This is a genomic window from Azospirillum sp. UENF 312511 (genome assembly GCF_058780635.1).
In genome coordinates, this window is sequence record NZ_JBSNCG010000003.1 from 2,890,598 (window position 1) to 2,916,790 (window position 26,193).

General features: G+C 66.9%; 28 protein-coding genes. 16 read left to right on the forward strand and 12 right to left on the reverse strand.

The window, feature by feature from the left end; all coding sequences use genetic code 11:
* Positions 1-109: 109 nt before the first annotated feature.
* The 5 genes from ACWPN7_RS25130 to rpsF all read right to left on the reverse strand — a co-directional run bounded on the left by ACWPN7_RS25130 (position 110) and on the right by rpsF (position 3,880).
* Entirely contained in the window at positions 110-1,363 is a 1,254-nt protein-coding gene (locus ACWPN7_RS25130) for a cyclopropane fatty acid synthase (RefSeq protein ID WP_459196578.1), read from the reverse strand.
* Between the two features lie 250 nt (positions 1,364-1,613).
* Positions 1,614-2,180, reverse strand: a complete 567-nt coding sequence (gene rplI / locus ACWPN7_RS25135; RefSeq protein WP_014240377.1) for a 50S ribosomal protein L9 — start codon at positions 2,178-2,180, stop codon at positions 1,614-1,616.
* Positions 2,180-3,136 (reverse strand): DUF2232 domain-containing protein, encoded by a 957-nt coding sequence (locus ACWPN7_RS25140; RefSeq protein ID WP_014240378.1) that lies wholly within the window; start codon positions 3,134-3,136, stop codon positions 2,180-2,182. Before ACWPN7_RS25140 ends, rplI begins: the two co-directional genes overlap by 1 nt.
* A gap of 33 nt (positions 3,137-3,169) precedes the next feature.
* Entirely contained in the window at positions 3,170-3,442 is a 273-nt protein-coding gene (rpsR, locus tag ACWPN7_RS25145) for a 30S ribosomal protein S18 (protein WP_014240379.1), read from the reverse strand.
* Positions 3,443-3,880: a 30S ribosomal protein S6 gene (gene rpsF, locus ACWPN7_RS25150; RefSeq protein ID WP_014240380.1), complete on the reverse strand. Its 438-nt coding sequence runs from the start codon at positions 3,878-3,880 to the stop codon at positions 3,443-3,445.
* Positions 3,881-4,273: 393 nt separating this feature from the next.
* Here rpsF and fabD point away from each other — a divergent pair, with 393 nt between their 5' ends.
* The 5 genes from fabD (at position 4,274) to mltG (ending at position 8,762) form a co-directional block, all read left to right on the forward strand.
* Positions 4,274-5,230, forward strand: coding sequence for an ACP S-malonyltransferase (gene fabD / locus ACWPN7_RS25155; RefSeq protein WP_038527723.1), 957 nt, complete (start codon positions 4,274-4,276; stop codon positions 5,228-5,230).
* A gap of 8 nt (positions 5,231-5,238) precedes the next feature.
* Positions 5,239-5,976, forward strand: a complete 738-nt coding sequence (fabG, locus tag ACWPN7_RS25160) for a 3-oxoacyl-[acyl-carrier-protein] reductase (protein WP_149648701.1) — start codon at positions 5,239-5,241, stop codon at positions 5,974-5,976.
* Between the two features lie 169 nt (positions 5,977-6,145).
* A complete protein-coding gene (locus ACWPN7_RS25165) occupies positions 6,146-6,385 on the forward strand; it encodes an acyl carrier protein (RefSeq protein ID WP_014240383.1) in 240 nt (79 codons plus the stop codon).
* An 86-nt stretch (positions 6,386-6,471) separates the two neighbouring features.
* Positions 6,472-7,734, forward strand: coding sequence for a beta-ketoacyl-ACP synthase II (gene fabF / locus ACWPN7_RS25170; RefSeq protein WP_038527727.1), 1,263 nt, complete (start codon positions 6,472-6,474; stop codon positions 7,732-7,734).
* Between the two features lie 26 nt (positions 7,735-7,760).
* Positions 7,761-8,762: an endolytic transglycosylase MltG gene (gene mltG, locus ACWPN7_RS25175; protein ID WP_137102973.1), complete on the forward strand. Its 1,002-nt coding sequence runs from the start codon at positions 7,761-7,763 to the stop codon at positions 8,760-8,762.
* Positions 8,763-8,811: 49 nt separating this feature from the next.
* Here mltG and ACWPN7_RS25180 read toward each other — a convergent pair whose 3' ends face one another.
* Entirely contained in the window at positions 8,812-9,039 is a 228-nt protein-coding gene (locus tag ACWPN7_RS25180; RefSeq protein WP_038527730.1) for a hypothetical protein, read from the reverse strand.
* A 262-nt stretch (positions 9,040-9,301) separates the two neighbouring features.
* Positions 9,302-11,278, reverse strand: a complete 1,977-nt coding sequence (locus ACWPN7_RS25185; protein ID WP_038527732.1) for a lytic transglycosylase domain-containing protein — start codon at positions 11,276-11,278, stop codon at positions 9,302-9,304.
* Positions 11,279-11,356: 78 nt separating this feature from the next.
* Here ACWPN7_RS25185 and dapA point away from each other — a divergent pair, with 78 nt between their 5' ends.
* From dapA to ACWPN7_RS25200, 3 genes are all read left to right on the forward strand, one after another.
* A complete protein-coding gene (dapA, locus tag ACWPN7_RS25190; protein WP_349619925.1) occupies positions 11,357-12,232 on the forward strand; it encodes a 4-hydroxy-tetrahydrodipicolinate synthase in 876 nt (291 codons plus the stop codon).
* 66 nt (positions 12,233-12,298) lie between these two features.
* Positions 12,299-12,745, forward strand: coding sequence for an SsrA-binding protein SmpB (smpB, locus tag ACWPN7_RS25195; protein ID WP_459196580.1), 447 nt, complete (start codon positions 12,299-12,301; stop codon positions 12,743-12,745).
* Between the two features lie 13 nt (positions 12,746-12,758).
* The gene (locus tag ACWPN7_RS25200; RefSeq protein ID WP_456525005.1) at positions 12,759-13,787 is read left to right on the forward strand and encodes a class I SAM-dependent methyltransferase; all 1,029 of its coding nucleotides are present in this window, start codon (positions 12,759-12,761) and stop codon (positions 13,785-13,787) included.
* Here ACWPN7_RS25200 and ACWPN7_RS25205 read toward each other — a convergent pair whose 3' ends face one another.
* The 5 genes from ACWPN7_RS25205 to ACWPN7_RS25225 all read right to left on the reverse strand — a co-directional run bounded on the left by ACWPN7_RS25205 (position 13,788) and on the right by ACWPN7_RS25225 (position 18,294).
* Positions 13,788-14,654 (reverse strand): helix-turn-helix transcriptional regulator, encoded by an 867-nt coding sequence (locus tag ACWPN7_RS25205; protein WP_459196581.1) that lies wholly within the window; start codon positions 14,652-14,654, stop codon positions 13,788-13,790.
* Positions 14,655-14,719: 65 nt separating this feature from the next.
* Positions 14,720-15,271 (reverse strand): YbhB/YbcL family Raf kinase inhibitor-like protein, encoded by a 552-nt coding sequence (locus ACWPN7_RS25210; RefSeq protein ID WP_149648707.1) that lies wholly within the window; start codon positions 15,269-15,271, stop codon positions 14,720-14,722.
* A 91-nt stretch (positions 15,272-15,362) separates the two neighbouring features.
* On the reverse strand, positions 15,363-16,376 hold the full coding sequence (gene hemB / locus ACWPN7_RS25215; protein WP_103039014.1) for a porphobilinogen synthase: 1,014 nt from the start codon (positions 16,374-16,376) through the stop codon (positions 15,363-15,365).
* A 63-nt stretch (positions 16,377-16,439) separates the two neighbouring features.
* Positions 16,440-17,288: a metallophosphoesterase family protein gene (locus tag ACWPN7_RS25220; RefSeq protein ID WP_014240394.1), complete on the reverse strand. Its 849-nt coding sequence runs from the start codon at positions 17,286-17,288 to the stop codon at positions 16,440-16,442.
* A gap of 25 nt (positions 17,289-17,313) precedes the next feature.
* The gene (locus ACWPN7_RS25225; RefSeq protein ID WP_459196582.1) at positions 17,314-18,294 is read right to left on the reverse strand and encodes a diacylglycerol/lipid kinase family protein; all 981 of its coding nucleotides are present in this window, start codon (positions 18,292-18,294) and stop codon (positions 17,314-17,316) included.
* A 167-nt stretch (positions 18,295-18,461) separates the two neighbouring features.
* On the opposite strand from ACWPN7_RS25225, the gene ACWPN7_RS25230 reads away from it, so the two are divergent.
* The 8 genes from ACWPN7_RS25230 to ACWPN7_RS25265 all read left to right on the forward strand — a co-directional run bounded on the left by ACWPN7_RS25230 (position 18,462) and on the right by ACWPN7_RS25265 (position 26,190).
* Complete coding sequence (locus ACWPN7_RS25230; RefSeq protein ID WP_407823432.1) at positions 18,462-19,553, forward strand: enoyl-CoA hydratase/isomerase family protein; 1,092 nt, start codon at positions 18,462-18,464, stop codon at positions 19,551-19,553.
* 409 nt (positions 19,554-19,962) lie between these two features.
* A complete protein-coding gene (locus tag ACWPN7_RS25235; RefSeq protein WP_014240398.1) occupies positions 19,963-20,436 on the forward strand; it encodes a MarR family winged helix-turn-helix transcriptional regulator in 474 nt (157 codons plus the stop codon).
* 331 nt (positions 20,437-20,767) lie between these two features.
* Positions 20,768-21,523 (forward strand): ABC transporter ATP-binding protein, encoded by a 756-nt coding sequence (locus ACWPN7_RS25240; RefSeq protein WP_137114529.1) that lies wholly within the window; start codon positions 20,768-20,770, stop codon positions 21,521-21,523.
* Positions 21,516-22,238, forward strand: coding sequence for an ABC transporter ATP-binding protein (locus ACWPN7_RS25245; protein ID WP_103039015.1), 723 nt, complete (start codon positions 21,516-21,518; stop codon positions 22,236-22,238). Before ACWPN7_RS25240 ends, ACWPN7_RS25245 begins: the two co-directional genes overlap by 8 nt.
* A gap of 43 nt (positions 22,239-22,281) precedes the next feature.
* Complete coding sequence (locus tag ACWPN7_RS25250; protein WP_137102963.1) at positions 22,282-23,496, forward strand: ABC transporter substrate-binding protein; 1,215 nt, start codon at positions 22,282-22,284, stop codon at positions 23,494-23,496.
* 102 nt (positions 23,497-23,598) lie between these two features.
* Positions 23,599-24,486 (forward strand): branched-chain amino acid ABC transporter permease, encoded by an 888-nt coding sequence (locus tag ACWPN7_RS25255; RefSeq protein ID WP_059398778.1) that lies wholly within the window; start codon positions 23,599-23,601, stop codon positions 24,484-24,486.
* A 3-nt stretch (positions 24,487-24,489) separates the two neighbouring features.
* Entirely contained in the window at positions 24,490-25,473 is a 984-nt protein-coding gene (locus ACWPN7_RS25260) for a branched-chain amino acid ABC transporter permease (RefSeq protein ID WP_200474491.1), read from the forward strand.
* Between the two features lie 39 nt (positions 25,474-25,512).
* Positions 25,513-26,190, forward strand: a complete 678-nt coding sequence (locus ACWPN7_RS25265) for an L-2-amino-thiazoline-4-carboxylic acid hydrolase (RefSeq protein WP_459196583.1) — start codon at positions 25,513-25,515, stop codon at positions 26,188-26,190.
* Positions 26,191-26,193: the final 3 nt, after the last annotated feature.

Genomic DNA, 26,193 nt, shown 5'->3' on the forward strand with positions numbered 1-26,193 from the left:
CTTTTGCCCACAGCCGGTGAAAGCTGGGGGTAAGGGAGAATTTAAGCGTTCTATCAAGAGCTTGGTCCAGAGCAAAACCTGTGGGTCGATGTGACGCGGACACCTCGGGTCACGCGTTGCTGGCGCCGACGTTCCGACCCGTCCGCAAGGGCGGCGGCACGGCCTCGGCCAGGGCCGTCTCGGTGCGCTGCATGTAATCGCGGACGAGCGGGACGGCGCCCAGCGAACGGGCGAGCTGCATCTGGAAAACCATGTGCCCCTGGTAGCGGAAGCTGATCTCGGCCCCCGCCAGATAGAACTCCCACATGCGGCAGAAGCGCTCGTCGTACATCGCGCGGGCGTCCTCCCGCCGGGCCGCGAAGCGCTCCCGCCAGTGGCGCAGCGTCTCGGCGTAGTGAAGGCGCAGAATCTCGACGTCGGTGTTCCACAGCCCGGCCTTCTCCACCGCCGGGATCACCTCCGACAGGGCGGGCGAGTAGCCGCCGGGAAAGATGTATTTGCGGAACCACGGGTTGGTGGAACCCGGCCCGTCCGATCGGCCGATGGCATGAAGCAACGCGACCCCGTCCTCGGCCATCAGGTCGCGCAACTTGGCGAAGAAGGCCGGATAATGGGGCACCCCGACATGCTCGAACATGCCGACCGAGACGATGCGGTCGAAACGTCCCTCCATCTGCCGGTAGTCGCGCAGCTCGAAGCGGACCTGACCGGCCAGCCCGGCATGCGCCGCCCGCTCCCGCGCCACGGCGAGCTGTTCGCGGGACAGGGTTATTCCGGTGACCTGGGCGCCGGTCATGCGGGCGAGATAGAGCGCCATGCCGCCCCAGCCGCAGCCGATGTCCAACACCCGCATGCCCGGCCGAAGCAGCAGCTTCGCCGCGATGTGCCGCTTCTTGGCCTCCTGCGCCTCGTCCAGCCCGGTGTCCGGGGTGGGGAAGTAGGCGCAGGAATATTGCAGGTCGCGGTCGAGGAACAGCTCAAAGAAGGACCGCGACAGATCGTAATGATGAGCGACGTTGCGCCGCGATCGCCGCAGGGGATTGCTCTGCTGGATGAGCCGCAGCGCGGGCGAGAGGGTTTCCCGCAGATTGCCCAGAACGCCCTGGACATTGTCCGTCCCGGCGCTCAGCAGCGCCAGGAAATCATAGACCGAGCCCCCCTCGATGGACAGGTGGCCGTCCATGTAGGCCTCGCCGAAGCGCAGCCGCGGATTCATCACGAGGTCGCGGTGCAGCGCCTTGTCGTGCAGACGCAGCGTGAGGGACGGCGTGCCGACCCCCACGCGGTGCCTCAGCCCATCGGCGCCGACGAGGTCCAGAGCGCCGGCGGTCAGGGCCGGGCTGAGCAGGCGGGCAAGCAGCATCGCGCATCTCCGCATCCGTCGAACACGACTCGGTCCGGTTCCTTCGCCGCGAGCGAATCACCAGGAACGAGAGTCGGAGTTCGGAGCGGGGGGAGGCAACCCACCGGACGGGGCAGGGAGCGGGGCGTCCGGCGCATCCGGAAGGGTGAGGGGCCGGATGTGGTGGAGTGCGGAAAACGGAAAAGCCGCCTCGCCCCTTTTGGGGGCGGGCGGCTTCCGGACGAGCGGACTGGTCTCGTTGAGCGGGCGGTCAGCCCTCCTCGGAAACCTCGGCCTCGGCGGCCTCGGGGGCCTCCTCGATCTCGTCCTCGTCGTCGCGCAGGTCGGCCGCGGTGACCATGCCGCCGCGGGAGAGCTGCAGTTCAGCCTCTTCCTGCGAGCGGGCGACGTTCACCGTGACGGAGATGCTCACCTCGGGGTGCAGGACGACGCGCAGCTTGAACAGGCCCAGCGTCTTGATCGGGGTCTCGATCGACACCTGCTTGCGGTCGACCTTGTAGCCGGCGGCGTCAAGGGCGTCCGCGACGTCGCGCGGCGTCACCGAACCGTACAGCACGCCGGTCTCGCCGGCCTGACGGATCACGACGACCGTCACGTCGTTCATCTTGGCGGCAACCTGCTCGGCGTCCTTGCGGCGCTCCAGGTTGACGGCCTCCAGGTGGGCCTTCTGCTTCTCGAAGAACGCCATGTTCGCCTTGGTGGCGCGCATGGCCTTCTTCTGCGGCAGCAGATAGTTGCGGGCGAAGCCGGGACGCACCTTCACGACCTGGCCCATCTGGCCGAGCTTCTCGACCCGCTCCAGCAGAATAACTTCCATCACTCGTCCTCCTGATCGGGGCCGGCGGGCCGGAGACGGCGACGCAGCCCAATCCATTGCTCGATCATGCCCAGACCGACCATCAGCACGATCGGCCAACCGAAAAGAAACAGGAACATGTAGAACCCGATGAGGATCGGCAGCTTAGCCGATCGGCGTCGGGCGAACACATGCACCACCGAAAGCCCGGCAAAGGCGAATGGCAGGGACAGGATCAGCGCGGCGTTGACCGCGAGGAACCCGACCGGGTCCGACGCCAGCGAGGCGGCCACCATGGTCAGCAGGAACGCGGTGGCGAGCCACCGGGGCAGCTCCACGTCGTCCAGCCGCATGGCAGGGCGCCGGTTGCGGCCGAACCGCATCAGGACGCCCTGCGCCAGGGCTCCGTTGACGATCGTCATGACCAGCCATGAGATCACCGCGAAGCCCGGCAACACCTCGGCCATCCAGATGTCCTGCGGGTCCGGGGCCTGTTGGCCCTGCGCGGAGAACATCTGGTCCGCCATGCGGCTCAGCGTTTCCCGCACCGCGCCCTCCAGCCCGCCGGGCTGATCGAGCGTCAGAACCGCGGCGCCCAGAAGGCCCGCCAGTCCCATTCCGGTCAGCGCCATCAGGAGCCGGCCCGGAGGATACCATTCAACACTCCCGTCGGGAGCCGCCCGCGCCAGCAGCGCCTGCCGCACCACCAGGATGACCGGGACAGCCGCGGTCACCAGATAGGCGAGAGACACCAGGACGCTGGACGACACCGCCAGGACCGCCACCGTTCCCACCGCACCGGCGAGAAGGGAGGCGGTGGAGCCGAGCCACAGTCCCGCGAGGAACAGCGGCAGCGGCGCCAGATAGCCCAGGATCAGCGCCCCGAACCCGCCGAACAGAACGGCGAGATAGAAGAAAGCGCTGACCACGCCGACACCGATGGCAGCCGCCAGAGGGGCGGCCAGGGGCGAGGCCATGGGATTGCCTTTGCCTGTTGTCCGCTTCGGTCCTTACTTCACCACGTAGGGAAGCAGGGCCAGGAAACGGGCGCGCTTGATGGCGCGGGCGAGTTCGCGCTGCTTCTTCGCGGAAACCGCGGTGATGCGGCTCGGCACGATCTTGCCACGCTCGGAGATGAAGCGGGACAGGAGCTTGACGTCCTTGTAGTCGATCGCCGGGGCGTTCGCGCCCGAGAACGGGCAGGTCTTGCGGCGGCGGAAGAACGGACGGCGGGGACCGCCACCGGTGCGGGCCGGAGCGCCCGAGGTCTGCTTGTCGGACATTTAGGCGTTCTCCCCTTCGGCAACGGTGGGCTCCTGGCGACGCGGCGGGCGCGGGCCACGATCCTCGAAGCGGCGCGGGCCGCGGTCGCCGCGATCGCCGCGGTCACCACGCTCGCCGCGGCTCTGCATCATCACCGACGGGTTGGCGTCCAGCGCGTCGACGCGGACGGTCATGAAGCGCAGCACGTCCTCGTTGATGCCCATGTTGCGCTCCATCTCGAGGACGGCGGCGGCGGGGGCGTCAAGGTTGAACAGGGTGTAGTGACCCTTGCGGTTCTTCTTGATCTTGTAGGTGAGCGTCTTCAGACCCCAGTATTCGGTCTTGGCGACCTGGCCGCCGTTGTCGCGAATGATCTGGGCGAACTGCTCGCCAAGCTGCTCGGCCTGGGCGGCCGAAATGTCCTGGCGCGCGATCAGCACGCACTCGTAAAGAGCCATTGTACTCCCCATGGCTGTTCATGGTCCGGCGCTGCGCCCCATCCCCAATGGACAGGATCAGCCGCCCGGGCCTAGCCGACGGCACGCGGGCCACCGGCAAGGAGTTATGAAGCGGCGCAGTATGCACAAAAGCCCTATCCCGACAAGCGGAAACACGAGCCGGCCGACGATTCCCGCGCTCCTGCCTTTGATATGCCTTTGAATGACCCTTTTCTCCGTTCGCCTTTGCATCGCACCAATGAAAAAACGCCGAAAAAGCAACAGAAAGGCACCAATTCGACCTCGTCAACGTTGAGCATCGCTTGACTTGCCCGAAAGGCCGGGTATGACTGTCGCCGAATTCAACGGCAGCGCCGCGGGTGGCGCGCCTTATTACTAGGGTTCCCAGACAGCATGACCAGGGCGTTCGTCTTTCCGGGCCAGGGCAGCCAAGCCGTCGGCATGGGCCGTGAGCTGGCCGAGGCGTTCGAGGTCGCGCGGCTCACCTTTGAAGAGGTGGATGACGCGCTGAACCAGCGCCTGTCGCGCCTGATGTTCGAAGGCCCCGAGGCGGACCTGACGCTGACCGAGAACGCCCAGCCGGCCCTGATGGCCGTCAGCGTCGCCGTTCTGCGGGTGCTGAAGGACCAGGGGGGCCTCGACCTGACCAAGCACGCGGCCTTCGTCGCCGGCCATTCGCTCGGCGAGTATTCGGCCCTGTGCGCCGCCGGCGCCTTCACGCTGGCCGACACCGCGCGCTTGCTGAAGCTGCGCGGACAGGCCATGCAGAAGGCCGTGCCGGTCGGACAGGGCGCAATGGCCGCCCTGCTGGGCGCCGAGCTGGAGCAGGCCCAGGCCATCGCCGCCGACGCCGCCAAGACCCCCGCGGGCCAGACCGAGGTCTGCACCGTCGCCAACGACAACTCGTCGGGGCAGGTGGTGATCTCCGGCCACGCCGAGGCTATCGACCGTGCCATCGTGATCGCGGCGGAGCGCGGGCTGAAGCGCACCGTGCGCCTGCCGGTCAGCGCGCCCTTCCATTGCCCGCTGATGCAGCCCGCCGCCGACGCCATGGCCGAGGCCCTGGCCAACGTGACGATCGGCGCGCCGGCGGTTCCGGTGGTCGCCAACGTGACCGCGTCGGCCGTGTCGGACCCCAACGAGATCCGCCGCCTTCTGGTCGAGCAGGTGACCGGCATGGTTCGCTGGCGCGAGAGCGTGCTCTATATGAAGGAGCAGGGCGTCGACACGCTGATCGAACTCGGCTCCGGCAAGGTGCTGTCGGGTCTCGCCAAGCGCATCGACAAGGAATTGGCCGGCACCTCCGTCCAGGGCCCGGCCGACGTCGAATCGTTCCTGAAGACCCTGTGAGGCATTCCATGTTCGACCTGACCGGAAAGAAGGCGCTGGTCACCGGCGCCTCGGGTGGCATCGGGGCGCAGATCGCCCGCGCGCTGCACGCGCAGGGCGCCACCGTCGCCTTGTCCGGCACCCGCGTCGCCCCGCTGGAGGCGCTCGCCGCCGAGCTGGGCGAGCGTGCCCTGGTGGTGCCCGGCAACCTCTCCGACGCCGCCGGGACCGAGCAACTCGCCAAGGACGCGGAGGCCGCCCTCGGCCAGATCGACATCCTGGTGAACAACGCCGGCCTGACCCGCGACCAGCTGGCCATGCGCATGAAGGACGACGACTGGCAGTCGGTGCTGGACGTCAACCTGACCGCCGCCTTCCGCCTGTCGCGCGCCGTGCTGCGCGGCATGATGAAGCGCCGCTGGGGCCGCATCATCGGCATCACCTCGATCGTCGGCGTCACCGGCAACCCCGGGCAGGCCAACTACGCCGCCTCCAAGGCCGGCATGATCGGCATGTCGAAGTCGCTGGCCGCGGAGGTCGCGTCGCGCGGCATCACCGTGAACTGCGTCGCGCCGGGTTTCATCACCACGGCGATGACCGACGCCCTGAATTCCGAGCAGAAGGACAAGCTGCTCACCGCCATTCCTTCCGGCCGCATGGGCGAGCCGGGGGAAATCGCCGCCGGAGTCGTGTACCTGGCGAGCGATGAGGCCGCCTATGTCACCGGCCAGACGCTGCACATCAACGGCGGCATGGCCATGATCTGAGGCGGATTCGCTGCCTGAACCACAGGTTCGGACCGGCGCCCGCGGGCGCTGGTCAAGGCTGTAAAAATGTGTTATCGGACGGGGCTTTTTGTGGCAGGAAAGCACGCAGCCGCGTGTTGAGCCGGCCGAATTCGCCCGAGCGGTCTCAAGGATTGGAAGGTCTTAAAAAATGAGCGATGTCGCCGAGCGCGTTAAGAAGATCGTTGTGGACCACCTCGGGGTCGAGGAGTCGAAGGTGACGGAGAACGCCTCCTTCATCGACGATCTCGGCGCCGACAGCCTCGACACGGTCGAGCTGGTTATGGCTTTCGAGGAAGAGTTCGGCTGCGAGATTCCGGACGACGCCGCCGAGAAGATTCTGACGGTGAAGGACGCCATCGACTTCATCAAGGCGAACGCCGCCGCCTGATCAGGCGCTGGCGTGAGAGGCCAGGCAGCTTTCCAAAGTGGCCTGGCCGTCGCTGAGTTTTCCGAGGAAAGGTCAAGGAATACCCCATGAGACGTGTCGTCGTTACCGGCCTTGGTCTGGTCACGCCGCTCGGTGTCGGCCATAAGCTCAACTGGGAGCGTCTGACCGCCGGCCAATCGGGCATCCGCGCCATCACGGGTTTTGACGCCTCCGATCTGGCCTCGAAAGTTGCCGGGCAGGTTCCGCGCGGGGATGGCGACGGGTTGTTCAACCCCGATGCCTTCGTTCCGCCGAAGGACCAGCGGAAGATGGACGATTTCATCATCTTCGCCATCGCCGCCGCCCACGAAGCGATCAAGGATTCCGGCTGGGTTCCCCAGACCGAGGAAGAGCGCGAACTCACCGGCGTCATGGTGGGCTCGGGCATCGGCGGTCTGCCGGGCATCGCTGAGGGTGCCGTCACCCTGGCTGAGAAGGGCCCGCGCCGCATCTCTCCCTTCTTCATTCCGGCCTGCCTCATCAATCTGGCGTCCGGCCACATCTCCATCCAGCACGGCTTCAAGGGTCCGAACCACGCGGTGGTCACGGCCTGCTCGACCGGCGCGCACGCCATCGGCGATGCTTCGCGCCTGATCATGCTGGGTGACGCGGACGTGATGGTCGCCGGCGGTACGGAAGCGGCGGTCAGCCGCCTGGGCGTCGGCGGTTTCGCCGCCATGCGCGCCCTGTCCACGAATTTCAACGACACGCCGGAAAAGGCGTCGCGCCCCTATGACAAGGACCGCGACGGCTTCGTGATCGGCGAGGGCGCCGGTGTCGTCGTCCTCGAAGAGTTGGAGCACGCCAAGAAGCGCGGTGCCCACATCTACGCCGAAGTGATCGGCTACGGCATGTCCGGCGACGCCTACCACATCTCCGCCCCGGCGGAGGACGGCAACGGCGGTTTCCGCGCCATGCGCAACGCGCTGAAGCGGGCCGGGCTGGAGCCGTCGGACATCGACTACGTCAACGCGCACGGCACGTCGACGCCGCTCGGCGACGAGATCGAGCTGGGCGCGGTGAAGCGTCTGTTCGGCGCGGCGATGGACAACGTCGCCATGTCCTCCACCAAGTCGGCCATCGGCCACCTGCTGGGGGCCGCCGGTGCGGTCGAGGCGATCTACTCGATCAAGGCGATCAACCACAGCCTGGTTCCGCCGACGCTGAACCTTGAGAACCCATCGGAGAGCTGCCTCGGCGTCAACCTCGTTCCGAAGGTTGCGCAGGAGCGCCGCGTGAGGGCCGCGCTGTCGAACTCCTTCGGCTTCGGCGGCACCAACGCCTCGCTGATCTTCAAGGAATTCGCCTGAGCGGCGAAGCATCGCGGAGACCGCCGATGGGTTGGGGCCTCCGAATCGCGGCGGGGGCGTTGACCGTCCTCACCGCGGGCAGCGGCTTGGTGTTCTGGGGTGCCCTCCGAGTGATGGCCCCCGGACCGCTTGAGCATGCCGAGACGGTGGTCATTCCGCGCGGCAGCGGGCTGGAAGCGATCGCGCTGACATTGGAGGATGCGGGGGTCGTCGACTCTCCGATCCTCTTCCTGTTCGCCGCGAAGCTCCAGGGTCCGCTGAAGGCGGGCGAGTATGCGTTCCCGGCGGGAATCAGTGTCGACGGCGTGCTGGAGATGCTGCACCAGGGCAAGACCGTGGTCCGCCGCTTCACGGTGCCGGAGGGGCTGACCTCCGCGCAGGTGGTGGCGCTGCTCGATGCCGAACCGGCGCTGACAGGCGAGTTGAAGACGGTTCCGAAGAACGGGACCGTACTGCCTGAAACCTATCACTACTCCTACGGCGATTCGCGTTCGGCCCTGATCGAGCGGATGCAGCACGCCATGACCCAGGCGCTGAACGACGCCTGGAAGAACCGTGGTCCGGACCTGCCTTACGAGACTCCGCAGCAGGCGCTGACCATGGCCTCCATCGTGGAGAAGGAAACCGGTGTCGCGGCTGAGCGCGCCAAGGTCGCAGGCGTCTTCGTCAACCGCCTGGAGACTGGCATGAAGCTCCAGTCGGATCCGACGGTGATCTACGCGCTGACCGATGGCAGCGGGGAGTTGGGGCGGGCCTTGACCCGCAACGACTGGAAATTCGAGTCGCCCTACAACACCTACGTCGCGGCAGGGCTTCCGCCGGGGCCGATCGCCAACCCGGGGCGGGCGTCCATCCAGGCGGCTTTGCACCCGGAAAAGCACGACTTCCTGTATTTCGTCGCCGATGGCACCGGCGGGCATGTCTTTGCGAAGACTTTGCCGGATCACAACCGGAACGTCGCCAAGTGGCGCGAGGTGCAGCGTCGGCAGTCGGGTGGTGCGGGCAACGGGGACACGCCGCAGGATTAGCGGTCCCCTGTTCCCGAACGAAAGCCCGACCCGAACGCAACGCCCTTGGTCAGGCGGCGTTCGACGCCACCACGTCCAGGGCGACGACACCGCCCAGGGCGCCGTAGCTCTTGCGGGCAGCCCGCATCTTCTCCAGCGATTCCATGAGGCTTTCCTCGGCGAAACCAGGGGCGAGTTGCGCCAGCTCCTGTTCCGTCAAGGTGATGAAGGCGTCTAAAAGGCGCGCGTGGATGCGGCACGCCTGGCGGACTTCATCGGCGACCATCGGTGCTGGCATGGTAGGCTCCCAATCACGGAATAAAGAGAAACACGGTCCGTCCGTGCGTGGGAATTCTGTCGGGTTGTGGTTAATAGAGCATTAAATGCAATTCATCTTCTGGGCAGGAAGAAGAGTTACCACTTCAGACGAAAACGTCAAAAATTGGACGATTTCGATTTTGGTATGTGACAGAGATGAGCCGGCTTTTGTGACTTTCGAATATTCGTTTTTGAGCGATGCGACGGTCCCCCTTCCGGGGGGGCGAGGGACCGTGGGGACTTCATCGCCGAATTTCCTTGTCCAGATTCAGCTCCGCCTTGGCACCCTGGATGCGCGCACGGTAGACCAGCATGGCCTCCATGACCCGCTGCACGTAGTTGCGGGTTTCGTAGATCGGAATCAGCTCCAACCAGTCCACGGCGTCGATGGCTTCACCGCGCGGGTCGCCGTAGGTGTCGATCCATTGGCGCACGCGGGTCGGGCCGGCGTTGTAGGCGGCGATGGCCATGATGTAGGAGCCGTTGAACCGGTCGATCATGTCCGCCAGATAGGTCGAACCGAGCCGCACGTTGTAGTCCGGGTCGCTGATCAGCTTGGCGGTGTCGTGCTTGACGCCCAGCTTGCCGGCGACGAGTTGCGCCGTTCCGGGCATCAGCTGCATCAGGCCGCGCGCCCCGGCCGACGACACCACGCGGGTGTTGAAGGTGCTCTCCTGCCGGATGATGGCGTGCACCAGGGCGATTTCCGGAGCGGCCGGCCGGCTCTCGATCATCGGATAGCCGGCTTCCACCAGGAACACGTCGTTCTGCGCGGCGTCCTTCGCGGCGGCGACGGCGAGGTCTCGGCGCCCGACCTCGCGGGCCAGCTTGGCGGCCAGCACGTAATCCGCCGGCTCCTTGGCGTCGAGGCTGATGCGGCGCAGGAAGGCGGTCACCCGCTCGTCGGTGTTGCCCTCGATCTCGGCCAGCAGCTTGGTCACGCGGACCACCTCCCGCCGTTCGAAGGCGGTGGCGTCGGCGTTGGACACGCGCGGCTCGGCGGGCAGGGCGATGCGCCCGTTCCCGGCGTGGCGGGCGGCGAGCTGGCCGTAGAAGGTCGTCCCGTACTGGGCGGCCTTGGCGTACCAGTCCTTGGCCTGCGCCGTCTGGCCCAGCGCCTCCGCCGCGCGCCCGCACCAGTAGGCGCCGCGCGCCTTGCTGATCGGCGCGCCGACCGAGCGGTAGAGCTTGTGGAAGTGGTTGAAGGCGCTCGACGGGTCGTCGAGGAAGCGCAGCGCCAGGAAGCCGGCGAGGAATTCCGCCTCCGCCGCGCCGCTGCCCTCGGTCTGCCCATGCGCCGTCACCAGACGGTAGGCGAGGTTGTGGTCGCCGTTCACCATGGCGCGGCGGGCCAGGATGTGGCGCTCCGTCCACCAGGCCTGCGGGCGGCCCATGTCCTTGGGCGCCTGGGCGATGATCTCCAGCGCCCCCGCGTCGTCGCCCTTGCGGCGGCGGTAGCGGGCGCGGTCGAACAGCAGGCCGGGATCGTTGCGCAGGGAGGCGGGGACGCGGGCCAGCGCCGCGTCGGCGTTCTTGGCGTCGCTGTCCAGCGCGATCCGTGCCTCGATCAGCAGGTCGTAGGCCTCGTCGAAGAAGGGGAGCATGCGGCGCACCGCGGCTTCCTGGCGCTCCCACAGCAGCCGGTCGATGCGCGCCTTGTGTTCCTGCTGGCGCAGGTGGGAGCGGTAGCGGGCCAGGAACTGCTCCTCGTCCGCCGACGTGAAGTTCGCCTCCACCCAGCGGTCGCGCACCATGCGCACCGCCCGCTCGGCGTTGCCGGTTGCCAGCAGCGTGTCGGCGTGGCGCATGAAGCCTTCGTTGGACAGGGGCGGGTACTGCTTGAACCAAGCGAGCACCCGATCCTCGTCCAGGTCGATGGGCATCGCCTTTTCCGCCTGACGACGAAGCTGCGCCTGGTTGGGCCAGTCGCCGTTTTCGCGGATGAAGGCGGCGATCTCGTCGAAGCTGCCGCCGCCGGGAGTCGCCAGGGCCATCCAGCGGATCACCTTGGCCGGCAGCTTGTTGGATGCCTGGGCGGCGATGCGCAGCGCCTCGTCGTGCCGGTCGTTGTCGGCGGCCTTGAAGGCCTGCCGATAGACGGCGAGGTCCTGCGCCGTCAGGCTGGCCGCCCCGGCGGGCTGGGCCAGCACGATCAGCCCCAGCAGGGCGGCGGCAATGGCGGAACGGGTGGCGGAACGGGTGGCATGTCGGATGATCATCCGGGCGCTCTTGCTCGGGGGAACGGGTGCGGCTAAGGTGCGCGACACTTTTCTTGAAGTCCGTCGGAGGTGGCAGGCATGTTGTACGGTTCCATCGTCGCTCTTTTGACCCCGTTTAAAAACGGGAAAGTGGACGAGGCCGCCTTCCAGTCCTTCGTCGAGTGGCAGGTTGCGCAGGGCACCCACGGTCTCGTGCCTTGCGGCACCACCGGTGAGTCGCCGACCCTCTCCCACGAGGAGCACAACCGGGTCGTCGAGCTGTGCATCGAAGCCGCGGGCGGGAAGGTTCCGGTCGTCGCCGGCACCGGGTCGAACTCCACCGAGGAGGCGATCTCGCTGACCCAGCACGCCAAGAAGGCCGGCGCCGCCGCGGCGCTGGTCGTCACGCCCTATTACAACAAGCCGACGCAAGAAGGTCTGTACCAGCATTTCAAAGCGATCCATGACGCGGCGGATTTGCCGATCGTTATCTACAACATTCCCGGCCGCAGTGTCGTGGATATGTCGGTGGCAACGATGGCCCGTCTCGCCAAGCTGCCGAACATCGTCGGCGTGAAGGACGCCACGGCGGATCTGGCCCGCCCGGTCCGCCTGCTGCAGGAGGTCGGTCCCGACTTCATCCAGCTCTCGGGCGAGGACGCGACGGCGCTGGCCTTCAACGCGCAGGGTGGCGTCGGCTGCATCTCGGTGACGGCGAACATCGCGCCGGCCCAGTGCGCCGCGATGCAGGACGCCTGGCGGAAGGGCGATCTCGCCACCGCCTACAAGTACCGCGACCTGCTGACCCCGCTGCACGATTCCATGTTCGTGGAGACGAGCCCGGCCCCGGTGAAATACGCCGCCAGCCTGCTCGGCAAGTCCTCGGACGAGGTTCGCCTGCCGCTGGTCGCCGCGTCGGAAAGCACGCGGACCACGGTCCGCGACGCGATGAAGAAGGCCGGGCTGCTGTCCTAAGGGACGGCAGCATCCCGCCTCAGGGAAGGAGGATACGTGGCCGCCCGCGAGCCCGAACCAAGGCGCATGGCGGCACAGAACCGCCGCGCACGCTTCGACTATTTCATCGAAGACACCATGGAGGCCGGTCTGATCCTGACCGGCACCGAGGTGAAGTCGTTGCGCGGCGGCCGTGCCAGCATCAACGAGGCGTACGCCGGCCTCAAGAACGGGGAGCTGTACCTGTTCAACGCCTACATCCCGGAATACGGGCAGGCGGGACGCTGGCTTCAGCACGAGACCAAGCGGCCGCGCAAGCTGCTGGTGCACCGCCGCGAGCTGAGCAAGCTCATGGGCGCCATCAAGCAGAAGGGGATCACGCTGATCCCCATGTCCGTCTATTTCAACGACCGCGGCATCGCCAAGGTCGAGGTGGGCTTGGCCGCCGGCAAGAAGAAGCACGACAAGCGTGAGTCCGAGAAGGAACGGACGTGGCAGCGCGACAAGGCGCGCCTGATGCGCGACCGGGGATAAAAGGAAGAAACCTGTGAGCCGATTGTCCAACCGCGCGACCGACCGCGATTCCACCGTGGCCGGCGTCGCCGCGGAGGCCCTGGCCGAGCGCCGCCCGCAGGGCCGCATCCTGGTGGCCGGTGACACCGACGGCGCCATGGAAGAGGCCCTGGCCGACGGCGGGGCGGAGGTCGTCTCCTGGCACCGGCTGGCGCTGGTCGGCAAGGCGGCCACGCCCTGGCCGGCGGACGGCGCCTTTGACGGCGCGGTTCTGCGCCTGCCGCGCGGCTGGGCCGCCTTCGAGATGGCGCTGCACGCCCTGGCCGCCCGCCTGCCGGCGGGGGCGCCGCTGTGGATCGCCGGCAGCAACGACGAGGGCATCACTTCCGCGCCGAAGCGCTTCGACGGGCTGGCGGAGGGGGTGGAGACCCTGACCATCAAGCGCCGCGCCCGTCTGCTGGAAACCCGCCGGACCAGCGATTCGGCCAAGGGCAATCTGGAGGATTGGCGGGAGACCGTGGCCCTGCCGTTGCCGGGGCGCGACGGGGCGCTGGATCTGGTGTCCTACCCCGGCCTGTTCGCCCATGGCCGTCTCGACACCGGCACGGAATGCCTGCTCCAGGTCCTGCCGGAGATCGCGGCTGGCACCGCCGTCCTGGACTTCGGCTGCGGCGCCGGGGTGATCGCGCGGGCGGTGCGGGAGCGCACGCCGGACGCCCGGCTGACCCTGCTGGACATCGACGCGGTGGCTCTGCACGCCGCCCGCCAGAACGTGCCGGACGCGGAATGCGTGTTGAGCGACGGGCTGGCCGGGCTCGGCGCGCGGGAGCGCTTCGGGCTGATCGTCTCGAACCCACCGCTTCATCGCGGCAAGGACGAGGACTTCGGGATGCTGGAGGCGCTGGTTGCCGGCACCAAACAGTATCTGAAGCTGCGCGGCTCGCTGGTCGCGGTGACGCAGCGGACGGCGGGGGTGGGCAAGCTGTTCAAGACGGCCTTCGGCCACGCCGACCTGCTGCTGGAAACCCCGCAGTTCCAGGTGTGGAAGGGCACGCCGAAGTAATCAGCGACCATCGCCACGCAGGTCCGACGGGTTCGCGCCCGTGACGGCCCGAACCCGTCGGGCGAAGTGGGAGCGGGAGGTGTAGCCAACCGCCTCCGCCGCTTCCTGCACGGACAGCCCGTCGCTTTCCAGCAACCGACGGGCGTGAGCGACACGCTCCACCGTCAGGATGCGCCGTACGGAGGCGTCTTCATCGGCAAGGCGTCGGCGCAAGGTCCCCGTGCTGAGACCCATCTCGACAGCGACGCTCCTGGCTGTCCAAGGCTGGTCGGGATAGGCGCGGACCAATTGGCGGACCGCGTCGGCCGTGCCACCGGGCATTCCGTGCCCGAGCCACCACACACAGTCGTCCAGAAGGGCCAGCAGGACTTCCATGCAGCGGTGCTCGACGAGGCGTGGGCTGAGCGTGGAACCCACGGCCAAGCCGGCGGCGGCATGCTCCACCGCGCTGGCCAGAGCGGGGGTCAGGGCCACGCGAAAGTCGTGCGGATGTTGCCGGTTGCCGACCCGTGCGGTGGGATGTGCGTCGAGAAGCCGCCGGACCATGTCCCCCGGAAATTCCAGGATCAGGGCGCGGTAATGCCCGGTCGCCTCGCTCGGGGCGTTCACCACCGTGCCGATCCAGCCGGGCGGCAGCAGCATCGCCGAACCCTTCGGAAAATGGTGGGTGCCTCGGGTGTCGGTGACCTCCTTGGCACCGTCGATCACCACGATCAAGGCCGTGCGTTCTATGCGGATGTCCGTGATGCGTTCGCGGTCGCGCGCCACGAACGCCCACAGTTCGGGACGGTGCGGGCGATCGCCGGAGCCCGGTCGGAGGTCGCGGGCGGCGTAGCGGGACAATGCGGGAAGGAGGTCCGGTGTCATGGCGGCGTCCAGTCTAGGAGGCGCCGGGACGCGCGGGCAAGGTCCGCAGCGGCCCATCTGCACGCTCATCGACCGTAACGCGCGGTCAGCGTGGCCTTCTCCAGGCGGTTGGCGTTCAGTAGAAAGCCGACCATGGCGCCCGACGAGTTCGCGTCGAGCGGAAGGCTGTCCGTCTTCAATGCGTGGACGGTGAAGACGTAGCGGTGCGGTGTGTCGCCGACCGGCGGACAGGCACCGCCGTAGCCCGGCGTACCGAAGTCGGTGCGGCTTTGCAACGCTCCGGCCGGAAGCAATCCCGTGTCCGGATTTCCAGCCCCGGCCGAGAGCCGCAGGGTGGTGGCGGGAAGGTTAAAGACGATCCAATGCCACCAGCCGCTGCCTGTCGGCGCATCGGGGTCGTAGGCGGTGACAGCGAAGCTGCGCGTGCCGGCCGGTGCGTCCTTCCAGGCCAACGCAGGCGAGACATTTTCCCCTGTGCAGCCGAAGCCGGCGAAGACATGCCGCTCGCCCAGGGGCGCCCCGTCCTTGATGTCGGGGCTGGTCAGCTCAAAAGCGGTGGCCGGGGCGGCGCCCATGGCAAGGATGGCGGCGAGCAGGAGAGCGGAGCGATTGTGCATGGGGAAACTCCATCGGTCGGCGATGGCCACATGCTATAAAAGCGTCCGCACACCCGTGCGCCCGAACAGCTCAAAGACGAGCCCGAAGGGCTCAGCCCTCCTGCAGCCGCCGCGCCGCATCGACGGCGCCGTAGGTCAAAATGGCGTCGCAGCCGGCGCGCTTGAAGCCGGTCAGGGTCTCCAGCAGCGCCTTGTCGTAATCCAGCCAGCCGTTCTGCGCGGCGGCGCGCAGCATCGCGTATTCGCCGGAGACGTGATAGGCGAAGGTCGGAACGGCGAAGGTGTCCTTCACCCGGCGGATGACGTCGAGATAGGGCAGGCCGGGCTTCACCATCACCATATCCGCACCCTCCTGGAGGTCGAGGGCGACCTCGTGCAGGGCCTCGTCGGTGTTGGCGGGGTTCATCTGGTAGGTCTTCTTGTCGCCTTTCAGGAAGCCGCCGGAATTCACCGCATCGCGGAACGGGCCGTAGAAGGCCGAGGCGTATTTGGCGGCGTAGGAGCACAGCCGCACCAGCTCGTGCCCATGGCTGTCCAACCTGTCGCGGATCAGGCCGATGCGGCCGTCCATCATGTCTGACGGGGCGACGATGTCCACGCCGGCGTCGGCCTGCGACAGCGCCTGCCGGGCCAGCACCTCGACCGTCTCGTCGTTCTGGATGTAGCCGTCGCGCAGCAGGCCATCGTGGCCATGGGTGGTGTAGGGATCCAGCGCCACGTCGCCCAGGATGCCAACATGCGGCACCGCGGTCTTCAGCGCACGGATGGCGCGGTTCATCAGGTTGTCGGGGCGGTAGGCCTCCGCAGCGTCCTCCGACTTGCCCTCGGCGCCGACGACCGGAAACAGGGCGACGCAGGGGATGCCGAGGTCGCCGGCCGCGGCCACCGCCTCGGTCAGCAGGTCGATGGTCAGTCGCTCCACGCCGGGCATGGAGGCCACGGGCACCCGCTGGTTCTGCCCCTCGATGACGAAGACCGGCCAGATCAGGTCGTCCACGGTCAGGCGGTTTTCGGCGACGAGGCGGCGGGTCCAGGCGTCGGCGCGGTTGCGGCGCAGCCGGGTGCGCGGGAAGGACGCCGGGGACCGGAAATGCGAAGCGGACATGCGGGGGACCTGATGTGCTCTTAAAACTTGCGGCGCGATCCTACGCCGCATGGCCGCCGTGACTCAAGCCGCACCGCTCACAGGTCTGAATCCCGAGTCCTGCATCTCCATGACCCAGCGGTGCCCGTCCTTGCGCCATTGCGAGACGAGGCCGCCGGTGAAGGCCGCCCCCTCCCAGGACCGCACCTCGAAGGTGACGCGCGGCGGCTCGATGGCGATGAGGTTGTAGGCGTTGGCCTCGTTGCGCAGGCGCGTGGAGGTCGCGGTGGAGGCCTGGGCGACCAGGATGGAGCGGGCCACCTGGGTGTGGTGGGTCATGATGTCGCCGGAATAGGCGCGGTGCAGGTGCCCGGCCAGCAGCAGGTCCACCCCGCAGCTTTCCAGCGCCGGCAGGGCCAGCTTGTGCCGCCCGACCAGCTTCGTCTTCGGGGCGTCGGGCGGCGGCAGAAAGGGGTGGTGGGTGAACAGCACCTTGAAGACGGTGTCCGGTACCTCGCAGAAGACCTCGCGCACGCGCTTGATCTGCGCCTTGTTCATGCGCCCTTCGGAAAAATCCGTGATGACCGAGCGCGCCGTGTTGATCCCCAGAACGGCGATTTCCGAATCGATGTGGAAGGGGCTGAGGTCGGTGGTGATGTAGCGCTTGTAGTTGCCGAACGGGTCGAGGAAGCGGCGCACCACGTTGTAGACCGGGATGTCGTGGTTGCCCGGCACGACCAGATAGGGGAAGGGCAGCTTCTCCAGGAAGGCACGCGCCTCCAGGAAATGGCGGGCCTTGGCGCGCTGGACCAGATCGCCGGAGATGACGATCAGGTCGGGCCGCGCCGCCGTCAGGTCGGCCAGCAGGCCGTCGACCACCAGCGGGTCGATCCGCCCGAAATGCAGGTCCGAGATGTGGGCGAGCTTCTTCACGACACCTCCCCGGCAGTCATTCGCGTCACGCGCCGTCTGCCGCGCCGTCGGCTTCAGGCGCCGCCTTGGGCAGCAGGACCTTCAGCGCCTTGTGACGGATGCGGTAGTTCAGCGGCGGCTCCATCTGCAGGATTTCACCGTCGTTGACCATCTTCAGTCGCCGCCGCCGGCTGTGCACCGTCAGTTGCGTGGCCGTCAGCGTTTCCAACTCCTCATCATGCTGCCAAGTTCCGAGCATGGTGCGCCCCATCAGCCGCAGCAGCCCCCAGGGGTCGCGCTGCCGCGCCACATAGACGCCGAGCTTGCCGGAATCGAGCCGGGCACGGCGCAGGAGCATGCTGCCCGCCTCGCCGTCGAAGGGGTTGTTGGAGACCACCAGAATTGGGGTGCGCACGCGGCGCGGCCCCTCGCCCCAGTCGATCCGGACGTCGAGCAGGGGCAGGCGGCGGAAAGTGCGGACCATGGCGAGCGCCATTGCCGGCCATTTCAGCAGCCGGTGCCGCTTGCGCTTCTCCTCGCGCTCCTGGACCACCTGCGGGTAGAAGCCGAGGACGGAGCTGTTCAGATAGACCTCGCCGTTCACCTCCGCCACGTCGATGCTGCTCACCTCGCCGGCGGCCAGGGCCTCGTAGGCCTCGTCGAGGTCCAGCGGCGTCTTCAGGTCGCGCGCCAGCAGGTTCATGGTGCCGAGCGGCAGGATGCCCAGGATCTTGCCGGTGGGCAGGATCATGTTGACCGCGGTGTGGATGGTGCCGTCGCCACCGCCCACGATGACCAGCTCCGCGTCGGAGTCGATCGCCTTGCGGATTTCCGACGCGCAGTCGGCCGGCTCCACCGCGGTCAGCGACACCTCCGCCCCGTGCCGCTCGAAGGCGCTGCGGATCGCCGCCACCGTGTCGTCGATCGGCTGTCCGGCCAGCGTTCCCGCGGACCGGTTGAGGATGATGGCCGTCTTGCGGCCCGCTCCCTCCTGACGTGACGCTTGCGCTGCTGAGGTTGCCATCATGGAACTGTCCCGCTCATGACTGTGGGTGCGGCAACGGCTGGGGCCGGGGCGGTGTTCCGCGACGCTGCGCTGCGAAACCGCGGTTTGACACGCCGCCCACCACCCGTATCATCGCCCGAAACCGATCAATTCGCCCCACAAACGAACAAATGGAAACGACCCAAACCATGAGCGACCCCGCCCAGACCCAGATCGCCGAAACCCAAAACGCCGAGATCCTGTTCGAACGCCGCGGCTCCATCGGGCTGGTGACGCTGAACCGCCCGAAGGCGCTGAACGCCCTGACGCTGGGCATGATCCGCCTGTTCGATCCGCAGTTGCGCGCCTGGATCGCCGATCCCGAGGTCAAGGCCATCATCGTGCAGGGCGCGGGGGAGAAGGCCTTCTGCGCCGGCGGCGACGTGGTGAACCTGTACGAGACGGGCAAGGCCGCCAAGGCGGGGCAGGACGACGGCGCGTCCATCCGCGCCTTCTTCAGCGAGGAGTATGTCCTCAACCGCCTGATCCACACCTGCCCGAAGCCCTATGTCGCGCTGATCGACGGCATCAGCATGGGCGGCGGGGTCGGCCTGTCGGTGCACGGCTCCCACCGGATCGTGACCGAGCGGACGATGTTCGCCATGCCGGAGACGGGCATCGGGCTCTATCCGGACGTCGGCGGCACCTATTTCCTGCCGCGCCTGCCTGGACAGGTCGGCATCTGGCTGGGCCTGACCGGTGACCGGTTGAAGGCGGCCGACATGATCGAGGTCGGCGCCGCCGACGCCTTCGTGCCCAGCGCCAAGCTGGAGTCCCTGATCGCCGATCTGGCCGACGGCGTGCCGGCCGACGAGGCGGTTGCGCGCCATCGCGAGGAAGCCGGCGAACCGCCGGTCGCGGCCAACCGCGCGGCCATCGACCGCTGCTACGCCCACAACGAGGTGGAGGCTATCGTCGCCGCCCTGGAGGCCGAGGGCACGGAGTGGGCCGCCGGCCAGCTCGCCACGCTGAAGCGGGTGTCGCCGACCAGCCTGAAGGTGACGCTGGAGGCGCTGCGCCGCGGCGCCAAGCTGGACTTCGACGGCTGCATGATCCAGGAGCTTCGCCTCAGCCTCGCCTTCCTCACCCGCCATGATTTCTACGAAGGCATCCGCGCGGCGCTGGTCGACAAGGACCGTAATCCGCGCTGGTCGCCGGCCTCTCTGGCCGAAGTGACGGCTGAAGAGGTGGCCGGTTACTTCGCCGAACCCGTTGGCGGGGATTTGCGCTTTACCGAATGAAGAGGCCCGCTCTCCTTTATTGCATCCAGGACGTGCACGGATGCGGGCACATTCCGCGCGTTTCTGCGTTAGTATCGGGGAAATCCTTGCGGGACTTGTCTCAAACCTGACCGTTGTTGTTGCCTGACGGTTTTTGTCGGGGGTCGGATGAGACGGGTCGGCTTGCCGCCCGGTTTGCCGGGCGGGGACGCCGCCGGGGTGCCTGGATTCCAGGCATCTCCTGGCACGCGACGGGGCTTGGCACGGCAGGACGGGGATATTCCGCAGGGCCAGGCTGTTCTACAACCCGGGCTGTGCTTTTGGGGCATTATTGAGGTGATTGCCGGACAATGATCGGTTAATCTCCCCTTAAGGACCCCGGAAAGGCCACAGGTCGGCCCATGTCCGGTACGAGCCAAAGGAGACCGCGGTGCGCAAACCCTATTATGAAAGCATCCTCTTGATCGAACGGCTTCACCGCCACTTTCTCGAGGTGCTGAAGACCGAGCTTGACCGGCTCGGTATCCAGGACATCAACAACGTTCAGAGCCTGATCCTGTACAACATCGGCGAAGACGAGATGACCGTCGGCGAACTGACGGCGCGCGGCTATTATCTCGGCTCCAACGTGTCCTACAATGTGAAGAAGATGGTCGAGAACGGTTATCTCGGGCAGGAGCGTTCGCCGCACGACCGCCGGTCGGTGCGCGTCCGCCTGTCGGAGAAGGGCCTCGATCTCCGCGAGAAGATCAGCCGCATGTTCGAGCGCCATCTGACGGCGCTGGAGAAGGCCGGCTTCAGCGACGAGGAGCTGGTCAAGGCGAACGAGACCCTGCGCAAGCTCGAACGCTTCTGGTCCGCGTCGCTCGACTACAGCGGCTTTCCGCTGACCTCGGCGGCCTGATCCGCGGCCACCTGAGTCGTATCGGTACCGCGGTTTCCGGCTCCTGCGTCGAAAGAGAAAGGCACGCCTCCGGCCTTGAACCGGGGGCGTGCCGCGAGTCGGTGTGCGGCCCTGCGTGGCCGCTTTTTTCATGCCCGCGTTTCGGCCACCCACAGCCCCCTTTTTGCCGGCGGTTCTGCCGTCCGGCCACGCTTTGTCATGCCTTCGATGCTTCCGGATGGACGGGATTAAGTTCTTTCCGTAAGCTGTACGTGTGACAGATTGCTGATAACCTGAACCAAACAACAGGCGGTCTCGCGGAAGGCTGCTGAAAACAGGGAATGGGGAGGATATGGCAAGTGACGTCATTCTGGAGACGCGCGGACTGACCAAGGAATTCCGGGGTTTCGTCGCCGTCCGCGACGTCAGCCTGCGGGTGAAACGGGGGTCCATCCATGCGCTGATCGGTCCCAACGGGGCCGGAAAAACGACCGTTTTCAATCTGCTCACCAAGTTTCTTCAACCCAGCAATGGGAACATCCTGTTCAACGGGCGCGACATCACCGCGGTGAAGCCGGCGGACGTGGCGCGGCTGGGCATCATCCGTTCCTTCCAGATTTCGGCGGTGTTCCCGAATCTGTCGGTTCTGGAGAATGTACGGGTCGGGCTGCAACGGCCGCTCGGCAACTCCTTCCACTTCTGGAAATCGGAATCGGTGCTCGACCGGCTGAACGGGCGGGCGATGGAGCTGCTGGAGGATGTCGGGCTGGCCGGCTACGCCCATCGTCCGGCGGCGGAGCTTCCTTATGGCCGCAAACGCGCGCTGGAGATCGCCACGACGCTGGCCCTGGAACCGGAAATGCTGCTGCTGGACGAGCCGATGGCCGGCATGGGGCACGAGGACATCGATCGTATCGCCGCGCTGATCAAGCGGGTCTCGGCCAACCGCACGATCCTGATGGTGGAGCACAACCTGTCCGTGGTTTCCAACCTGTCGGACTGGATCACCGTGCTGGCCCGCGGCGAGGTTCTGGCCGAGGGGCCCTACGCCGAGGTGTCGCGTCACCCGAAGGTCCGGGAAGCCTACATGGGGAGCGGTCATGCCTGACGGCGCAACGGTGAAGACCGCGATGCTGGAGGTTTCCGATCTCCAGGCCTTCTACGGCGAAAGCCACGTCCTGCACGGGGTGAACCTGGAGGTCCGCCAGGGCGAGGTGGTGACCCTGCTGGGCCGCAACGGCGCTGGCAAGACGACCACCATGCGTTCCATCATGGGCATCGTCGGCAAGCGCACCGGCTCCATCCGATTCCAGGGGCAGGAGCTGATCGGCATGGCGCCGCACAGGATCCCACGCCTGGGCATCGGCTACGTGCCGGAGGAGCGCGGGATCTTCGCCTCGCTCAACGTCGAGGAAAACCTGACCTTGCCGCCCGTCGTGAAGGACGGCGGCATGACGGTCCAGCAGATCTACGAGCTGTTCCCCAACCTTCAGGGCCGGGGCTCGACCCAGGGGACCCGCCTGTCGGGTGGCGAGCAGCAGATGCTGGCCATCGCGCGCATCCTGCGCACCGGCGCCACCATGATCCTGCTCGACGAACCGACGGAAGGGTTGGCCCCGGTGATCATCGAACAGATCGGGGTGGCCGTCCGCAAGCTGAAGCAGCGCGGCTTCACCGTCCTGCTGGTCGAGCAGAACTTCCGCTTCGCCGCCACCATCGCCGACCGCCATTACATGATGGAGGAAGGCCGCGTGATGGACATGATCCCGAACAACCAGCTCGCCGCCAACATGGAGAAGCTGCACACGTATCTGGGTGTCTGAATCAACAAGCAGAAACGCTCGAATTCGAACGGGGAGGAATGGAATGATTGCACGTCTGCTTGCCGGAGCGGCGCTCGCCGCGCTGGCCGTCGGTTCTGCGCAGGCCCAGCAGGGCAAGGTCTCGGGCGACGTCGTGAAGATCGGCGTCCTCAACGACCGCTCCGGCCTCTACGCCGACCTGGGCGGCGAGGGTTCGGCGGTTGCCGTCCGCATGGCGGTCGAGGAGGTGGGCGGCAAGATCCTGGGCAAGCCCATCGAGGTCGTCTCGGCCGACCACCAGAACAAACCGGACATCGGCTCAAACCTCTCCCGCGAATGGATCGACCGCGACGGGGTGGACGTCATCGTCGACGTGCCGAACTCCGGCGTTGCCCTGGCGGTGCAGGAGGTGACGCGCGAGAAGAAAAAGATTTTCCTGATGCAGGGGCCGGCGACCTCGCGCCTGACCGGCGACGCCTGCTCCCCCACCGGCTTCCACTGGGCCTACGACACCCGCGCTCTGGCCGTCGGCACCGGTCAGGCCATCGTGAAGGAGGGCGGCAAGAGCTGGTTCTTCCTGACCGCCGACTACGCCTTCGGCCACCAGCTCGAAACCGACACGGCGGCGCAGGTGAAGAAGGCCGGCGGCACGGTCGTGGGCGCGGTGCGCGCGCCGTTGAACACGGCGGACTTCTCCTCCTTCCTGCTGCAGGCGCAGTCGTCGGGCGCGCAGGTCATCGGCCTCGCCAACGCCGGCGGCGACACCATCACCTCGATCAAGCAGGCGTCGGAGTTCGGCCTGACACAGAGCGGGCAGCAAAAGCTGGCCGGGCTGCTGATCTTCCTGTCGGACGTGCACGCGCTGGGGCTCCAGGTCGCCCAGGACCTCGTCCTGACCACCGGCTTCTACTGGGACATGGACGACGAGAAGCGCGCCTGGTCGGAGAAGTACAAGGCGAAGACCGGCAAGATGCCGACCATGGTGCAGGCCGGAAGCTACTCCTCGGTGAAGCACTACCTGAAGGCCATCGAGGCGGCGGGGACTGACGACGGGCCGACCGTCGCCGCCAAGATGAAGGAGATGCCGGTCAACGACATGTTCGCCAAGAACGGCAAGATCCTGCCGAACGGGCGCATGGTCCACGACATGTATCTGGCCCGCGTGAAGAAGCCCAGCGAGTCCAAGGGACCGTGGGACTATTACCAGATCATCCGCACCATCCCCGGCGACGAGGCCTTCGCCACCATGGCGGAAAGCGGCTGCAAGCTGCCGGGCTGATCCCCGCCCGCCCCGGCGATCCGTCCGCCGCGTGCGGGGACGGGCGCCGGGGCGGTCACCCGCCGCGCAAAACGGTTGGAGAACGGCCGGAGGCGAACCACCATGTCCACCATCTTCGGCATCCCGCCCCAGGCGCTGTTCGGGCAGCTACTGCTGGGGCTGATCAACGGGTCCTTCTACGCGCTGCTCAGCCTCGGGCTGGCGGTCATCTTCGGCATGTTGAACGTTATCAACTTCGCCCACGGCGCGCTCTACATGCTGGGGGCCTTCGTGGCGTGGCTGCTGCTGACTACGGCGGGGATCGGCTACTGGTGGGCGCTGCTGCTGGCGCCGCTGGTCGTCGGCGCCTTCGGCGTGCTTCTGGAGAAGACGCTGCTCAGCCGCCTCTACAAGCTCGACCATCTCTACGGGCTGCTGCTGACCTTCGGCCTCGCGCTGATCGTGGAGGGGGCGTTCCGCCATTTCTACGGCGTGTCGGGCCAGCCCTATCCCATTCCCGACCTGCTGCGCGGCGGGCAAAATCTGGGCTTCATGTTCCTGCCCAACTACCGCGGCTGGGTCGTCGTCGCCTCGCTGGTCGTCTGCCTCGCCACCTGGTACGCCATCGAGCGGACGAAGCTCGGTGCCTACCTGCGCGCCGCCACCGAGAATCCGGTTCTGGTCCAGGCCTTCGGCATCAATGTGCCGCTGATGATCACGGCCACCTACGGGTTCGGCGTCGCTCTGGCCGGGCTGGCCGGCGTTCTCGCCGCGCCGATCTATCAGGTGTCGCCGCTGATGGGCTCGAACCTCATCATTGTCGTCTTCGCCGTGGTGGTGATCGGTGGCATGGGGTCGATTCTGGGGGCGGTGCTGACCGGATACGGTCTGGGCCTGTTGGAAGGTCTGACGAAGGTGTTCTATCCGGAGGCGTCCAACATCGTCGTCTTCGTCATCATGGCCGTGGTGCTGCTGATCAAGCCCGCCGGCCTGTTCGGGCGGGAGAGGTAACCCATGGCGACCGAAATCCACGCCGTTCGCCGCGAAACCGCGGCCCCCGCCACTGGGCGACCGGCCATGCCGGGCCTGCTGGCCCTGGCCGTGCTGTTGCTGGTCCTGATCGCCGCGCCCTACGTGCTGTACCCCGTCTTCGTGATGAAGGTGCTGTGCTTCGCGCTGTTCGCCTGCGCCTTCAACCTGCTGATCGGCTTCGCCGGTCTGCTCAGCTTCGGCCACGCCGCCTTCTTCGGCGGGGCGGCCTACATCACCGCCCATACGGTGAAGGTCTGGGGGCTGCCGCCGGAACTCGGTATCCTGCTGGGAACGGCCTTCGCGGCGACGCTCGGTCTGGCCTTCGGCGCGCTGGCGATCCGCCGGCAGGGGATCTACTTCGCCATGATCACGCTGGCCCTGTCGCAGATGGTCTTCTTCATGGCGCTCCAGCTCAAGTTCACCGGTGGCGAGGACGGCATCCAGGCGGTGCCGCGCGGGCATCTGTTCGGGGTGATCGACCTCAGCCAGTCGATGGCGATGTACTACACGGTGCTGGCGGTCTTCCTGTTCGGCTTCGCGGTGATCTGGCGCACCGTCCATTCGCCCTTCGGTCAGGTCCTGAAGGCGATCCGCGAGAACGAGCCGCGCGCCATCTCGCTCGGCTACCGCACCGACCATTACAAGCTGATGGCCTTCGTCCTGTCCGCCACGCTGGCCGGATTGGCCGGGGGCACCAAGGCCATCGTCTTCCAGCTCGCCACGCTGACCGATGTGCAGTGGCAGATGTCCGGCGCGGTGGTGCTGATGTCCCTGCTGGGCGGCATCGGAACGCTGTTCGGCCCGGTGGTCGGGGCGGCGCTGGTGGTGACGCTGGAGAATTATCTGGCGGCGAGCAACCTGCCGGTGCCGGTGGTGATCGGCGTCATCTTCGTCGCCTGCGTGCTGCTGTTCCGCCGCGGCATCGTTGGGGAGATCGCCGCCCGCTTTGGCGGAAAACGCTCGTGAGCCAGCAGAGAATTGCAGCTGTTCATTTGGGAGCACCGAATGGTTGAGACGGTCCATCCATTTTACGAGGATCATCGCAGCGCGATGGAGGCCGCCATGCGCCATCGCCTCGACCTTGCCGAAGCGATGTTGGGCGAGCACGTTCATCCCTCCAGCCTTGATGGGATCAAGCGGGAGGTGATGGACGAGTTCGCCATCGTGCTCACGCAAATGCCCTATGTCGGCGGTGCGGAGAGTCGCATGAGCGACTTCTTCATGCGTCTCCTCGGCTTCATGGCGATCAGCCGGGTGCTCCGGCGGCACGGCGTGCCGCTGTCCGTGATCGGCGACATCGAGCGGGACACCTACAAGGCCCAATTGCTCACCGTGCCCGAAGCGGAGCGTCTCGCCTCGGGGCGTCAATTCATGTCACCAGAGAATCAGGCGTTTCTCCGTGAGCAGGCGGCGAAAAGCCATCAGGAGCAGTTTCCTGAGGATTTCGTCTACGACTTCGTCGAGCCGGGTCCGGGCGACGATTTCGAGTTCGGCATCAACTACAAAGCCTGCGGTTTCTGCAAATTCGCGGCCCGCCATGGCGACAAGGACATTCTGCCGAACATCTGCGGTCTCGATTTTGACGCCTACGCGACACGCGGCATCCATCTGGAAAGAACGCAAACCCTGGCCGGCGGGGCCAGTCACTGCGATTTCCGATTCTCGCGGCTCCGGTCGGCCTGAGTG